Annotated in this window: 13 protein-coding genes and 1 rRNA gene; all 14 read right to left on the bottom strand. The window is 47.6% G+C overall.

Translation table 11 applies throughout. The features are described 5' to 3' along the window. Window positions 1-772: 772 nt before the first annotated feature. On the bottom strand, window positions 773-1,135 hold the full coding sequence (locus NSB25_RS24305) for a hypothetical protein (RefSeq protein WP_146040175.1): 363 nt from the start codon (window positions 1,133-1,135) through the stop codon (window positions 773-775). A gap of 499 nt (window positions 1,136-1,634) precedes the next feature. Continuing rightward, entirely contained in the window at window positions 1,635-2,672 is a 1,038-nt protein-coding gene (locus NSB25_RS24300; protein WP_103242006.1) for a S66 family peptidase, read from the bottom strand. 50 nt (window positions 2,673-2,722) lie between these two features. Continuing rightward, window positions 2,723-4,030 (bottom strand): diaminopimelate decarboxylase, encoded by a 1,308-nt coding sequence (locus NSB25_RS24295; RefSeq protein WP_103242005.1) that lies wholly within the window; start codon window positions 4,028-4,030, stop codon window positions 2,723-2,725. 52 nt (window positions 4,031-4,082) lie between these two features. Beyond that, complete coding sequence (locus tag NSB25_RS24290; protein WP_103242004.1) at window positions 4,083-4,757, bottom strand: uracil-DNA glycosylase; 675 nt, start codon at window positions 4,755-4,757, stop codon at window positions 4,083-4,085. Window positions 4,758-4,879: 122 nt separating this feature from the next. Next, entirely contained in the window at window positions 4,880-5,641 is a 762-nt protein-coding gene (gene hisF, locus NSB25_RS24285) for an imidazole glycerol phosphate synthase subunit HisF (RefSeq protein WP_103242003.1), read from the bottom strand. Window positions 5,642-5,674: 33 nt separating this feature from the next. Beyond that, the gene (gene hisH, locus NSB25_RS24280) at window positions 5,675-6,298 is read right to left on the bottom strand and encodes an imidazole glycerol phosphate synthase subunit HisH (protein ID WP_103242002.1); all 624 of its coding nucleotides are present in this window, start codon (window positions 6,296-6,298) and stop codon (window positions 5,675-5,677) included. Further along, window positions 6,295-8,127, bottom strand: coding sequence for a hypothetical protein (locus NSB25_RS24275; RefSeq protein ID WP_103242001.1), 1,833 nt, complete (start codon window positions 8,125-8,127; stop codon window positions 6,295-6,297). Before NSB25_RS24275 ends, hisH begins: the two co-directional genes overlap by 4 nt. A 64-nt stretch (window positions 8,128-8,191) precedes the next feature. Continuing rightward, a complete protein-coding gene (locus NSB25_RS24270) occupies window positions 8,192-9,007 on the bottom strand; it encodes an SIR2 family NAD-dependent protein deacylase (protein ID WP_103242000.1) in 816 nt (271 codons plus the stop codon). 120 nt (window positions 9,008-9,127) lie between these two features. Then, the gene (locus tag NSB25_RS24265; RefSeq protein ID WP_103241999.1) at window positions 9,128-10,039 is read right to left on the bottom strand and encodes a chemotaxis protein; all 912 of its coding nucleotides are present in this window, start codon (window positions 10,037-10,039) and stop codon (window positions 9,128-9,130) included. A gap of 136 nt (window positions 10,040-10,175) precedes the next feature. After that, on the bottom strand, window positions 10,176-12,785 hold the full coding sequence (locus NSB25_RS24260) for an ABC transporter permease (RefSeq protein WP_103241998.1): 2,610 nt from the start codon (window positions 12,783-12,785) through the stop codon (window positions 10,176-10,178). After that, a complete protein-coding gene (locus tag NSB25_RS24255) occupies window positions 12,782-13,468 on the bottom strand; it encodes an ABC transporter ATP-binding protein (protein ID WP_103242031.1) in 687 nt (228 codons plus the stop codon). The genes NSB25_RS24260 and NSB25_RS24255 overlap by 4 nt, the downstream gene beginning before the upstream one ends. A gap of 114 nt (window positions 13,469-13,582) precedes the next feature. Continuing rightward, entirely contained in the window at window positions 13,583-14,848 is a 1,266-nt protein-coding gene (locus tag NSB25_RS24250) for a sensor histidine kinase (protein WP_103241997.1), read from the bottom strand. Beyond that, a complete protein-coding gene (locus tag NSB25_RS24245; RefSeq protein WP_103242030.1) occupies window positions 14,848-15,510 on the bottom strand; it encodes a response regulator transcription factor in 663 nt (220 codons plus the stop codon). The genes NSB25_RS24250 and NSB25_RS24245 overlap by 1 nt, the downstream gene beginning before the upstream one ends. Before the next feature lie 165 nt (window positions 15,511-15,675). Further along, a 23S ribosomal RNA gene (locus NSB25_RS24240) occupies window positions 15,676-15,781 on the bottom strand; the annotation flags it as partial.

The raw sequence follows: 15,781 nt of genomic DNA, 5'->3' as shown, positions 1-15,781 counted from the left end.
TATGTTGCATTATAATCCATAATTTTCCTTTTGTCAACCAAAACTTGTAAATATTTTTAACTTAATTTTAGTTAATCTCAGTTATTTGAAAAATGTTGCAAATATGTTCGTAACATGTTATTATGTAAACATAAAAGGAGTAACCGCCCACAAAGTGGTTGACCTCCGTTCAGCTTAAAAGCCTACCTTCACCGGCCAAGTGACAAGGTAGGCTTGTTTATTTTCGCTTGTTGTTCCTATCTATGTAGGCAAGCAGTGTAATTAAAAATGTCGCAAACAAGATTAAATCCTGAAATGAAAACATTTCCATCCGCACCACCTCCCTTCTCTTGCAAGTTAGGGAGGCTACCACCTTGTAACACGGTTACTCCTATGCCTTCAACTATACCATATCCAAAATTCGATTTCAACCGACATTTCCCAGCACTTCAAATTCATTAAACACGGGAACAGAATATCTTACAAGTCTTACCTCGCTAGATTCCGCCATTACAGTGATTGACAGTGGTGCTTCAAAGGACAGAAATACTGTCCACTTGTGGATATATTTCACTACAACAAAAGACATAGGCGAGGTTAACAATATATTCCTTTTACCAGAAGGGTGGAGGCCAAAATACAGATATTATTCTGGTGGAGTTATATATATTGGAGCGCCGGAAGGACGCGTTTATCCTTATTGCGTCGTAACAGTTGAAGGATATATTAGAGCACGGCTAAGGGCTGGTGAACATGCAATGTTTGACACTACTTTCATGGTATAAGTAAAGGCTTAATTAGCTGCAGGATAGGCAATGGTAAAAGAAACCCACTTCCCAGCTTGCCCGCTTATCCTGATTATTCCGTTATCCAGAATGGTTCCGCTTGATGTCACTTTACCATCATCATTATAAATAATTGCGCCATCTGCACGTACATGCGACCATGGCCGCAACCCTTTTGGTAATGTTAGTAGTTCAAATGGAGCATTTACATTCACCATGCCATATATATGTACTATAACAATCCCATTTTTCTTTTGGACCCATGAACTATCATTTTTAAATACTGTTTCATCAACAGTTGGAATAATGGCAAATGGCCCATAATCATCACCGAGGCGGGCAGCAATAGCATTTGTTCCCGTGTTTAACATAGTCATAAACCAAAAGATATGATTATAGATGCGTATACGCCTTATTAAGACTATAATTGAGTTGTTCATGAGATCTTTTCTATATGTTAGAAGTTTTTGCCTCGAATTAGGCTAATATTGAAATATAAATCGATTTATTAGAATTATAATTGACACCTAGAATCATTACATTTTATAAAAATTTAATCATTTTAAATATCAAGTACAAAGAGAAATACTTAAATTGGAGTAATATTTTTGTCATACGTGCAAGATACTCCTTTCCTGCAATTTTTTAATCGAACATATGTCTGATTACCTTTTTGATTACCTTTTAAATTATCATCTGCAGAACCCGCATAAAATCAAGGTTTTTAATATATCGTGCGGGTTCAAGTCCCGCTGCCGGCAGTATTAAAAAGTGCTGAAACACCCTTAAAATCAGGTGTTTCAGCACTTTTAGTTTTCTGTTCGGGTTCAAACCCACCATCTCTTTTGATTCCCGTATTCTTCTCCGACATCATTCCAAATCCAGGAAACCAATCCGAATATCGTTCCCACGCACAGTGACTTCTCCCATGCTTCCCACCACCAAGGGCATCATGGGCGGCAGGTGTCCCAGGTCCACATCCATCACCACAGGAACATTTTTGCGGCCGGCCACTTCCAGCACGGCGTCATAAGCATTCAGATTCATCATCGGCTCCCCGTTTGCAGGTCTGCCGATCAGAAATCCTTTCACATATTTCAGCCAGCCGGCCTCCTCCATCTGCCACATGGCACGGCGGATGGCAAATACATTCAGATCGCAGGCTTCCAGGAACCAGATAATTCCGTCCCTCTGATACCGCTCTGCAAACTCTGCCACCCTGTCAAAACGGGTTCCCGTCAGATTTACCAGGCAGTCCAGACAGCCGCCCAGAAGCCGCCCTGTGAAGACAATTTCTTCCGCTGTCCGCTCTCTTCCATAAAAAGTCCGAATGGCTCTGGGCTCCGTCACATTGTAGGGTATCAGCGGATTCTCGGGACATTTCAGCGCTTCTTTTTCCCACAGGTCATAGCCTTCCACCACCTTGCGCTGCCCTCTCAGTATTTCGAAGGCATCTGACAAAGCTCTGTGCCAAGGCTCCATGCCGAAGCTGTTTGCACAGGGGCCGTAAATGGAAGCCGTATCCGCCAGCGTGGCCAGCAGAAAGGTGAGATTTGTATTGTCAGAATATCCCATAAACCACCTGGGCTCGGCCTGCGCCAGCTTTTCAAAGTCCACAAAAGGCAGAATCTCACACATCAGCTCCCCGCCTCCACAGGAAATCAGGCAGTCCGCTTCCCCGGACAGGAACATATCCATGACCTCCTGCCCGCACTTTTCCGGTGTATTACTGATGCCCACACCTTCTCCCTCGTAGCAGTTGGGACCGAATACCTGCCGGTATCCCATACTCTCCCATTTCTCCGCCGCGTGCCTGAATGCTGACAGATAGGGCTCTGTATTACAGCCAAAAGAAGGCGCCAGATAGCCGATGGTACCGCCCTCCGGCAAAAATTTCGGATATCTCATATTCTTTCCTCTCCGCAGTCTGCCAAATTCCGACCACAATTTATTTGCTTTTATCCCTGATTTTCCCGTTCCGCTTCACGTCTCTCTCCAGGAAACAGCCTGTCATAGACCTCAAACCCGTCAAATGTGGCAAAATAGTCCCTCGGTGTCTCCGCACGGCGAATCAGCTCCACGCTTCCATCCTCTCTAAGCAGAAGCTCCGCCGAACGCAGTTTTCCATTGTAATTATATCCCATGGAAAAGCCGTGTGCACCGGTGTCGTGAATGGCAAGATAATCTCCGATTTCCGTTTTGGGAAGCATTCTGTCAATGGCAAACTTGTCATTGTTCTCACAGAGGGAACCCACCACATCATATTGATGGTCACAGGCTTCCTCCTCCTTTCCCAGCACAGTAATGTGGTGATATGCCCCATACATGGCCGGCCGCATCAGGTTCACCGCACAGGCATCCACCCCCAGATATTCCTTGTGTGTATGCTTCTCATGGATAACTTTTGTAATCAGGTGTCCGTAAGGCCCTGTCATAAAACGGCCCAGCTCCGTATAAATTGCCACATCCCCCATGCCCGCAGGCACAAGCAGTTCCTCATATACTTTCCTGACACCCTCGCCTATCACCTGGATATCATTGGCCTCCTGGTCCGGTTTATAGGGAATCCCGATTCCTCCGGAGAGATTGATAAAGGCAACATGTGCTCCCGTATCCCGCTGCAGTTCCACTGCCAGTTCAAAAAGCTGTCTGGCCAGCGTGGGGTAATATTCATTGGAGACAGTGTTGCTGGCCAGAAACGCATGAATGCCGAAATTCTCCACACCCTTTGCCTTCAGAATCCGAAATCCCTCAAACATCTGTTCCCTGGTAAAACCATATTTCGCATCTCCCGGATTATCCATAATCTCCGTTCCCATGGCGAAATATCCTCCCGGATTGAAGCGGCAGCTCAAAGTCTTCGGCAGGCTGCCCAACGTCTGTTCCAGGAAATCAATATGCGTTATATCGTCCAGATTGATGGTGGCCCCCAGGGCTGCCGCCAAAGCATACTCCTCCGCCGGTGTCTCATTGGAGGAAAACATTATATTCTCTCCCTGCACGCCTGCGGCGTCACTCAGCATCAGCTCCGTATAAGAAGAGCAGTCACACCCGCAGCCCTCTTCCTTCAGTATCCCCATCAAAAAAGGATTGGGCGCAGCCTTTACCGCAAAAAATTCCTTATATCCCTGATTCCAGGAAAAAGCCTTCTTCAGTCTTCTTGCATTTTCACGAATCCCCCTCTCATCATAAATATGAAAGGGGGTCGGATATGCCTTTGTAATTTCTTCTGCCTGTTCTCTGGTTACAAAAGCGCTCTTTTTCATTTTGTTATTGTATTCTCCTCACTTTAAGTTCTGCACATTTGCCGTTATGGCCCTATATATTCTCTATCTGCCAGTCGATGGGGTCCAGTCCGTTCTCCTGCAGGAACTGATTGGTCTGACTGAAAGGCCTGCTGCCGAAGAATCCGTTATGCGCCGACAGCGGACTCGGATGAGCAGCCTGCAGAATCAGATGCTTCGGATTATCCAGCATTTTCTTCTTCATCTGGGCAGGACGTCCCCAGAGGATAAAGACAACAGGCCTGTCCTGCTTATTCAGAGCCCGGATTGCCGCATCGGTAAATTCCTCCCATCCTTTTCCCCTGTGAGAATTTGCCATATGGGCACGTACCGTCAGGACGGTATTCAGCATCAGGATTCCCTGCCTGGCCCATTTGACCAGATAACCGTTATTGGGGATATAACAGCCCAGGTCATCGTGAAGCTCTTTATAAATATTCACAAGAGAGGGTGGAATCTTTACCTCCGGCTTCACAGAAAAACACAGTCCGTGAGCCTGTCCCACATCATGATAGGGATCCTGTCCGATAATAACCACTTTCACCTGGCTCAGCGGCGTCAGGTGAAAAGCATTGAAAATATCATCTGCCGGGGGAAAAACCTGGGTTGTATTATACTCTGTTTTCACAAATTCATACAGTTTCCTGTAATATGGTTTCTGAAATTCTGCCCCAATCTCTGCCAGCCAGTCATTTTCAATCATTCCCATTTTCCTGTCCATCCTTTCTTATCTTTCGTTTCCAATTTCACGCAGGTCATTTACTGCCTTTCCCTCACTGTACAGCCTGCTCTCCAAATCTCAGTCCTTTCGCGGAAGCCCTGGTCTTCCTCCTACAGTCTGACACTGACGTCCCTGCTTCTGAGATATTCTTTCAGCGTCCGAATCTCCAGTTCCTTATAATGAAAAAGAGAGGCCGCCAGCACGGCTTCGGCCCCGGCAGATGTCAGAGCTTCATAAAAGTGCTCCGGTTTCCCTGCTCCGCCGGAAGCAATCACTGGAATGCTCACCGCCCCCGCAACTGCAGCCGTCAAATCCAGATCATATCCATTTTTGGTGCCGTCTCTGTCCATACTGGTCAGAAGGATTTCACCGGCCCCCAGCTGCTCCGCTTTCACGGCCCACTCCACCGCGTCCATTCCCATATCCACGCGCCCGCCGTTTTTATAAATATTCCAGCCGTTCCCGTCGTCACGCCTTTTTGCGTCAATGGCCACTACCACGCACTGACTTCCGAACTTCTCCGCCGCCTCCGATATCAGACCCGGATTCATAATTGCAGCAGAATTCACCGAAATCTTGTCGGCCCCCTCCCGCAGGATCTCTCTGAAATCCTCTACAGTACGGATACCTCCTCCCACGGTAAACGGAATAAACAGTCTGGATGCCACCGCTCTGACCCATTCCAGCTGCGTGGCTCTGCTGTCTGAAGAAGCTGTAATATCCAGGAAGACCACTTCATCTGCTCCTGCCTGCGTATAAGCAGCCGCCACATCCGCCGGGTCCCCCGCATCCCTCAGATTCACAAAATTGATTCCTTTTACGACTCTCCCGTCCTTAATGTCCAGACAGGGAATAATTCTCTTCGTATGCATTCTTACCCCCGGCTATATATCATTCTGCCCTGTTCATTTGCACGGTGAAGGCACCGCAATAAAATTACGAAGTATCTGCATCCCCGGATCAGAGCTTTTCTCCGGATGAAACTGGCACGCAAACAGATTCCCTTTTTCCACCGAGACATCCATCTTCACTCCATATTCCGTAGTTGCTGTCACAATGTCCCGGTCGTCGGCCTGAAGATAATAGGAATGTACAAAGTAAACATAAGCGCTTTCCGCACCAACCCCCGTAAAGAGACGTCCTTCACGTGGAAAGCTCAGATTGTTCCATCCGATATGGGGTACCTTCAGGCTCTCTGCAGAAGGAATCCGAACAATTCTGCCATCCAGAAGATGAAGTCCCTCCACCCCCGGACTTTCCTCACTGCTTCCGAACAGAAGCTGCAGCCCAAGACAGATTCCCAGCAGAGGAGTTCCTCTGTCCACGCACTCCCGTATCACCTCCACCAGACCGTAAGCCCGCAGCTTCTCCATGGCGTCTCCGAAAGACCCCACTCCCGGCAGAATGACCCTGTCCGCGCGCAGAAGCGTCTCCGCATCCCTGGAGACCACGGTCTCCTGGTTCAGCCAGGCCAGCGCCCTCTCCACACTTTTTATATTTCCGGCATCATAATCAATTATTCCAATCATAGTTCTCCTGACCCACTGTCCATAAAATCACCTGACCCTATCTCCGATTCCTCAGGCAGCAAATCTGAAACCTCACCGGAAATGTCACTTTCTCCCGGCTGCAGAATGTCATCTGTGGGATTCTGCGGCAATTGTGCATCCGGCACTGTATCCGCGCCATATCCCCGGCCTTCCACCACGGCATAAATGGCTTTCGTATAGGTAATATTCCCATCGATAGCTGCAATTGCCCTGGCCTGCTCCTCCGTGACTCCGTATCTCTCATTAAGAATATTTAATATTCCGGTATAAATCTCATAAATTTCCGGTGCCGCATTATACTGCAGCGCATATTCATACAATGCAGGATAATCATTTACAATCTGAATCAGACTGTCCAGTATCTCCGCGTCCGATCCCTCCTTTGCAACCGCCAGATACTCCTGATATCTCATTCTCATATGGAGAATACATTCCGACTTTCCGAGCATCGCAGCTTCCTCTTCATTCAGCTTCCTGCCAAACAATTTCAGATAGCAGGTCTGGTAATCTCCCGCTTCAAAGGCTGCTTCCGCCTCACGCTTTATGGTGTAACCCACCGACAGATTCACAAAAATAAAGACAACCGCACCCACAGTGGCCCCCAGTAAAAATATGGGAAGCATTTTCTTAAACGTAAGCCTCCTGCCCGGGAGATACTCCTCTGGTTCTTTGGGTTTCTTCACCTTTTTCGGTTTCGGTGGCTTTACTTTTTTGGGCTTCTGTTCCTTCTTTTTCTTCTCTTTTTTCTTTTTCGCCTTTTTAGGCTTTTTGTTTTTACCTGCCTGTTCCCTGTCCAGCTCGTCAAGGATTTCCTGATTCTCCTCGGACATCCTGACGTCTTCATTTTCCGGCTCCTCGTCTTCTTCCATCAGGAAGCTGACAAATTTCGACATCAGCCCTTTTTTCTGCGCTTCCTCCTTCTCCGGCACCTCTTTGGACACATCGGGAAGATAATTGTCTATCTCATCCATATCAAGCGCGATAATATCAGGAGCCGCCTCCTCCAGCGAGTCCGGCTGCGCTTCCGGATAACTCTCTGTATCTTCATCAGGCATCAGCGGCCTTCCGCTTCCAGTCGCACCATCTGCTTCCTCCTCCAGATGTTCTGCACCGGATACAATACTGTCGAGCAAATCCTTATCTGCAAGCAGATCATATTCCTCTATGCCCGCCCCATCCTTCTGCCCCGAGATCTCTTCCGGTTCCTGCGCTGCGCCTCTGCGCTTCTTCTGCCTGCGCTTTTCTTCTTTCTTTGCTTTTGCCGCCTCTTTTGCAGCTTTTTTTGCGGCAGCTTTTTCTTCTTTCAGCCGCTTTTTCTCCAAAGCCTTCATTTCTTTCCTGTTGACGGGGGCTTCCCCGGCCTCCGTTTCTCCCTTTTCAATATCCGCCAGCAGCTTCTCCACCGGACTGTCTTCATCCCCCATGTGATCTGCCCGGCTGTCTATAGCTTCGTTCCTGTCGGATTTTTTCAGCAGATCCTGAATCTCCCGCACCTCACTGTCACCGGCGCCTTCCGGGATATCCAGCACATCGCCTGACAGATTGTCTTCCGGCGGCAGGTCCTGACGTTCTCCGCCCTGTCCTTCGGCATTCTGTGCCGCAGCGGACAGACGCGCCGCAATATCCTCTTCCGACAGTCCGCTGACCATATCCAGATCAGCACTCCGGCTGTCATCCCCGGGTAAATCATCCAGGAAGTCATCCAGCGTGTCTCTCTCTTCGTCCGCATCTCCCTCCCGGGCATCCGAATCTTCCTCTTCCGGCAGTTCCTTTAAAAGCTTATCAAAATAATCCTCCTGCGAAGGCATACTTTCTCCTCCATTTCAGTTCCGCAGCCGTCTGTCCGCCGCCTGCTGTCATTCTCTCTATATATTAACACAGCTGTCTCAGCCAATCAATCGCATTCTCAGCAATTCCGCATCCTTTTTCCGACAGTTCTTTTGTCAGATGATACAGCTTTTCATTGATTCTGTAAAAATATGCCTTTTTGTTAAAAAAAGCAGCCTTTTCAAAGGGCCATCGTATTACCGTGGGAAACTGCATTCCCACCCCCAGCTCCAGGATCACCAGCCTGTGGTTCAATGTCCCCTGCAGCCATTTCATGTATCGCTGCCACTGCTCCAGATAGCCCTTTTCATTATACTTTTCCGCATATACGGTATTCAGGATAAAAGGTTCGCCGCATCCGGGGCATACCCCCGTCAAAAAAGGCACCTCTCCCGAAAAATTTCCTTCCCATAAATCCCTGAAAAATCTCCCCAGTATGCTCTTATCTTCCTCCGTCACCGGAACCGGCGCCTCCGCGCAACATTTCGAACACTGCTTCTTCAAAATGGAGCCGCATGGCATTACCACTCTGCCGCCCATCGGTGATTCACTTTCCTCCCTCTGAAAAAAGTGAGGAATCCCACTGTTGGTAGACACGGAAACACAGAAATAATTCTTTCCCTCCAGAAGGCCGGCTGCCTTCTCAATTGCTTCAGAAACCCTTCTGTCCCCTGTCTCCTCACCGCAAAACTCATTCCAGGCCGGAAGCAGCCAGGCGGCACCGGCCCTGGTCAGGATTTCGACTCCGTTTCGGTATGGTTCCCTTTGACAGAGAAATTGTGTATTATCAAAATCTTCTCCCAGCCCTACCAGAATCATATCGGACTGTTCCAGCTTTTCCAGAATATTTTCCCTTTCCATTCCAGCTCATCCACATCCATTTCCACACACTTTTCCAGTCAGACAAAACCCGGCTGTCTGAGCTGTCACCTGCATACACAGAGAAAAAGCCGGGATATTTTCTCCCAGCTTTTAAGACCTTTACATATTCAAATGTCTTTCCGCAACAAGCTGATCTATTATTTTTACCAGATTCCCAATTTCAGGCTTGGATAACTGTGCATCTGCCCCCAGGGATTCTCCTTTTCTTCTCATCTCATCATTTACAAGAGAGGAGAACAGAACCACAGGAATGTGCGCGGTGGCCTCATCCGACTTGATCAGCTTGGTGAGTCTGTGCCCATCCATCTCCGGCATCTCTATATCGGAAATAACCAGCCGTACATGGTCACGCAGGGTGCCGTAAGCCTTGTACCGACTGATAATATCATAAGCCTGCCTTCCGTTCTCCGTATGCGTCAGATTCTCATAACCCGCTTTCTTCAGGCAGTCCACAATCAGCTTGTTCAGCAGAGCCGAATCCTCCGCAATCAGGATAGGTACCTGGCTTCTCTCACGGTCTCCCAGATCGTTGATATCAGAAACCTTCAGTCCGGTCTCGGGATTAATATCAGTAACAATCTTCTCGAAGTCCAGAATGATAATCAATCTGTCTTCCTTCTTGACAATACCGATGGCTACCCCCTCTTCCGCACTGGAAATGGTAACCTCCGGCTTAATGATTTCAGTCCATGATACAGTGTGAATTCCCAGTACATTATCCACATGGAAAGCAATATCAAGTTTATTAAAATTCGTGATAATGAACAATCCTTTCGGGTCAGACTGGCCGCGTCCAAGGCAGTTTTTCAGATCAATTGCGGTAATCATCACGTCTCTGGGCATGAAGACACCTTCGATGCTGGGATGTGCGTTCGGAACAGGAGTCACCGGCACATATTTCGTGATCTCCCTGATCTTTGCCACATTGATGCCATAGCAATTATCCCCCAGTTGAAATTCCAAAATCATTAATTCATTGGTCCCGTTTTCCAACAAAATTTTACTATCCATCTCTAACCATATCCTTTCCTGCCCGGAACCTTTCCAAGTAGGAACAGTTCCCCGCCATTCAGAGCAAATCGAAAAACTCTGTACACCCATTCTACCATACTTGAAAGAAAAATGAAACTATAATCTTCAAATCTTGTCAAATATTCTCGTTCTGAATGGTCTCAATAATATTTTTCCGGTTTATCTTTCTCATGGAATAATGCATAATAACATACAGCAGCAAAATCACCGCCACAATGGAGACACCCGTTCCCATCCATGGTAAATGGAGCTTCTCCATGACAATGCCTCTTCCGAAGACCCGGTTAAAGCAGACAGACAGCAGAATTCCAAGGGGGATTCCGATCAAAAGGGCCCCTCCTCCATAGAACACGCCCTCCAGCCAAATCATGCGCCTGAATTCCCGTCCGGTCATTCCCACGGATTTCAGCATGGCAAACTCCGGTGCCCGCAGGTCCAGATTGGTGGTTATGGTATTGAAAATATTGGTAATCCCGATCAGGGCCACCACTGTGATGAAGCCGTACAGGAAAATCGCCACCACCAGATGCATACTCCGGTCGGCTCTATACTGCGTCTCGTAATTTGTGAGGGTAAAATGCTGCAGCTTCATATCCCGCACGCTCTCCTCCACTTTGTATGCGTCATCGCATTTGATGCAGATTTCTATATTATCATATCGGTCAAGCTGCGGATGTGCGTCCATCCACTGATCACTGACAATCAATACAATATTATTGATGCTCCTGTTGCCCTGATACAGAATCTCTTCCTCTGTCTGTGCCAGTACCTCTATGGCCACATCCTCCATCTGCCCGCTTCCCCGGATGATATCTCCTTTTCGGAATTCGGCGATCTTACCTTCCTCCACATAACGTGTGCCGTCCTCATCCAGTGTCTCCCAATAATACTCCGCTATGACGATTGCCCTGTCTTCCGCCTCTTCCACGGAGACCCCGATTCTGTCACAATATCGCTTATAGGCTTCCTCTCCCAGCGACCACACAACTATCGTTTCATCCTCTGTCTCTTCCTTCTCGTCGAAAGCTTTCCGGTATTCTTCCCTGTATGCGATATCCCCGGGCTGTGCCTGAAAATATGCTGACCGCACTATTTCGGCCTCCTGCACACCGTCTATCTTTGTGACAGCCAGAGCCTGGTTATAAAATTTCCAGTCATAAATACTGACCCGCAGCTGATAGGTCATATTTTCATAGTAAATATCAGAAGCACGCTCCATCAGTTCCACAAAAGTGGACATACCGATAAAGACAGCCACGCTGATTACAATGGAGATTATGGTAGTGCGGTATTTTACCCTTGCACGTTTCAGGTTCCTGTATGCAATCTTGCCGCCGATACCAAATAGTTTCCCGATGAATCCAGGGCAGCGCATCTCTTTTCTCTGTATCTTCACCATATCATTTGCCCGTATGGCGCTGATTGGCGAGATTTTTCCGGCTCTTTTGGCGGATCTGGATGCAGAGAAAAATATGGTGACCGCTGACAGCGCCACAGCCAGCAGAATCATAGACCAGGAGAGTGCGAATACCAGAGGAAAGCCCAGCGCATCCTCCACAAGTCCTCCCACTGCCTTCACCAGAATCGCAGCAGCAGCTATCCCGCTCAACACTCCCAGTGGAATACCTGCAATTCCCAGAAAACACGCCTCATAATAGACAATTTTCCGCCTCTGTCCCGAAGTAGTGCCCACGGAAGCAAGTCTGCCATAAAGCTTTGTCTTCTCTGTCAGAGATATGGTAAAACTGTTATGAATGCAGAAGACACTGGTAACAATGATAATCGAAATGGCAATTGCCGACATTCCGTATAGCAGATTCATGGTGGTGGAGGAAAAAATCAGAAGCTCCCACTTCAGCAGCCAGTAATTTTCGAATACACGCTTTGCAGCCTTCTGAATCTGCAGAATCTCTTCCTCTGTGCATAATTCCAGTCTGCCATTATAGTAGTTCTGATACAGCTCCACCGGGACACCGAGAATTCCCGCTGTCACCTGGTCTGCCTGCTTCAGTCCCCGCCTGGTATAAGTTGCATATACATTCAGTACTTTCGCTTTCTCAGGTTCCTCCAGACAGGTAAATGCGGAATACCCCGGCGCAATTCTGGGCTCCACTTCCGTATTGGGTCGTTCCACAATGCCAACAACAGTATAAGTCTGTTCTCTGACGTTTTCCAGCGCTTCCTCCCCTTCCAGATAGGGAGTCTCCTGGGGCATCCTGTGTCCTTCCGACACTCTGTCTCCAACGGAAAGCTTCACCGTGTCTCCCACTTCCATATCTACCATACCATTGCTGCGAATATGCCTGCCCACTACAAGCTCGGAAGCGTTCTCCGGCATTCTTCCCTCTGTGAGCTGCAATGCCAGTGTGCCCTCCGCCGTCTCGTCTATGGCTGACAGATAAAGGTAAGGCTTATCGGGATTCTGACTCCCTTCCAGCACTGCATATCCGATTTCCTCTGTCAGTCCGTATTTCCGGATATACTGATTGTTTGGAAAATATTTCAGATATTCCTGCGGCACTTCCTGAAAGCAATAATGAAAATCTCCGTTCTTCAGCCGTTCATAGGCTATCATACTTGCCCGGAAACTTACCACCATACAGGCCACTGCCGTTATCAGTGCGGCCGCCATGACAATGCCCACAATCGTCACAGCAGTGCGTTTCCGATTCTCTCTCAGTGAGCGGTAACAACATTGTTTCAGCACATTTCCTTTGCTTCTCATGCTCCCGCTCCTCTCCGTCCTTCGGACACATACCCATCCTCAATACGCAGAATCCTGTCTGCCTGTTTTGCCAGCTCCGGATTATGGGTAATCATAATCACCGTCTGCCGGTATCTTCGGTTGGATACTTTTAAAAGCTCCATAATTTCGTTACCTGCGCGGGTATCCAGATTACCTGTAGGTTCATCCGCCAGCAAAATGGCGGGCCTGGTAATCAGAGCTCTGCCAATGGCCACACGTTGCTGCTGACCGCCGGAAAGCTCATTTGGAAGGTGATTCAGCCGTTTTTTCAGTCCCAGAAGTCCTGCCAGATCCTGCACCATCTCCGAATCAGGCTTTCTCCCATCCAATTCACAGGGCAAAGTCAGATTTTCCTCCACCGTAAGCACGGGAATCAGATTATAGAACTGATAAATCAAACCCACCTGTCTCCTGCGGAACACGGCAAGCTTATCGTCATTCATTCTGTAAATGTCGTTATCTTCTATCAGCACTCTTCCGGAGGTAGGTCTGTCCACTCCTCCCAGCATGTGCATCAGTGTGGACTTTCCGCTGCCCGAGCTTCCCACAATTGCCACAAATTCTCCCTGGGCCACAGAAATGCATACATCATTTACCGCAATGACCTCATTATTCCCCTTTCCATACCGTTTAAATAAGTGTTCTGTCCTCAGAATTTCCAGAGAATTGCTCCGTTCCATTCTTTCATCTCTCCTTTCTCCTGTCACGAAATCAAATCTGCTATCAGTATAAAAAACTTAAATGACATTTCCGTGACATTTCAAAAGAATTTTAAGTTAAGACTTCATAAATCTCAGAGTAAAAGTAGTCCCACGGTTGGGGCTGGAATCCACGAAAATACTTCCACCCTCTTTTTCCACAATTTCCTTCGCCAGCGCCAGGCCGATACCCACACTGTCTTCCCTGACAGAACTTCCGTTATAAAAGCGTTGAAAAAGCTTCTTCCTTTCTTCTTCTGTAATCCCCTTACCGTAATCTCTGATGAATATCTGCGTATAAATCTCATTTTCTTCCCCTGTTATTTCCACTCTGCCGCCCACAGGACTATGCTCCAGCGCATTTTTCACAATATTCATCAATGCTTCCGACATCCATTTCCTGTCTGCCATAAACTGCGCATCCTCGGAAATGTTCACCGATATGGTAAGATTTTTCCACTCTGTCGCAAGTTCCAGCCGCTCAATCACCTCCTCCACCAATTCCTTTACGCCAAGTCTCGTATTCTCCAGCTCCACAACGTCGGCATCCAGCCGGGCCCTTTTTAACATTGCGGTGATCAGCCAGGACATACCGGTGATCTGACGGGTAATCTCCGCCAGAAAATGTTGTCTTGTCTCTCTGTCCATATCCGGATTATCAGACAGATTATCTGCAAGAACCGTTACCGAGGTAAGCGGCGTTTTCAGCTGATGAGAAATATTCACCATGGTATCCGCCAGTGCCTGCCTCTGCTCCAGGGCTTCCTGTGTCTGCTCCTTCAGTAAGACGGTCAGCTTATACAGTTCATTTCGGAGACCACTCAGCTCGTCGTCCTCATTGTTTTCCATCTCCAGTTCATAGCGGTCTCTGTTCAGAGCAATCATATACTCCGTCAGATGAGCGATTTCCTGCTGGCGTTTTCCGAGATAGAGAAAAAACAATACGCCCACCAGCAGATAGACTAAAATCAGAATACCATTCGCCCATACCGTCACAAAAAGAAATTGCCCCTCTTTTTCTGCAAAGGAAGAAGCACCATAGTCCTCATAGACGCCGTACCGTGCAAGAATATCTGCCCCTCGGTTTCCATTTCCGGTTTCGTTTAAAACTTCTATCACTTCTTCCTCTTTCACATCAGGGTATGCCTGCATCACACTTCCGAACAGGGCAGCCAGCATTTCATTGTATTCTGTTCTGGCGTCGGCAACATACTTTCCCACAAGAAAATTGACCAGAAAGCTGCTGAATAGAAATGCCGCGGCAGCTGCCAGGACAATCTTTTTTAATTCTCTGTTCCAGATAATCTTCATTCCTGCTTTATCCTTACCTTTTACCTGTTTCATTATCTTTCCAGCCTGTATCCCATCCCCCGCACTGTCCTGATAATCTGGCCGTCGGTATCTCCCAGCTTCTCCCGAAGCCTCTTCATGGTAACCGACAGTGTATTATCATTTACAAAATTACCGGATACATCCCATATATCAGCCAGTATTTCATCCCTGGTAAAAAGTTTTCCCGGACAGGACATCATGCTGTAAAGAATTTTATATTCCAGCCTTGTCAGCGATATTTCTCTGTCATTGCGATACACCCTCCCTGTCTCCGGATTCAGAAGAATATCTCTGCAGGAAAAAGTTCTGCTTCCTTTCCCGCTTCTGCTCAATACTCTCTTAATACGAGATACCAGCTCTCTGTTGCGGAAAGGTTTGATCACATAATCTTCCGCACCAATGTCCAGTCCCCGCACCACATCGTCTTCCTCATCTCTGGCTGTCAGAAAGATTACGGGAACCTGCCATTCCTGTCGGATTCGTCTGCACAATGCAAGTCCGTCCCCGTCGGGAAGTCCGATGTCAAGCAGCACAAGCTCACAGTTTTCCCTGTTTAAAAAGTCCGAAGCCTGCGCCACTGTTCTGGCAGTCAACACCTGATATCCTTCCTGAGAAAGCAGATATTCCAGTCCCATAATGATAGCTTCATTATCTTCCACCAGCATAATACGCATGATATAATCCCTGCCTTTCCGCAGCCCTTCTATAATGTAAAAAAAGAGTAGAAAATCTACTCTTCTCTCCGGTCTTCTATAAAATTTCATTTACTACGAAATAAATTTTTGTACCCTCAAAACCGAACACTGTATCCAAACACCCAAAACTCTCTTCTTACCTTCCTGGTTAAGCTTTCGTCCGATTAGTAAGTATCAGCTCTGTACATTACTGTACCTTCACCTTACCCCTATCTACCCTGTACTCTCCAGGGGGACTTCCGGTATTTCT

It is taken from the genome of Acetatifactor muris (assembly GCF_024623325.1).
GTDB lineage: Bacteria > Bacillota > Clostridia > Lachnospirales > Lachnospiraceae > Acetatifactor > Acetatifactor muris.
The sequence above is the reverse complement of the archived record's forward strand: the minus strand, read 5'-3'. Positions and strand labels throughout refer to the sequence as shown.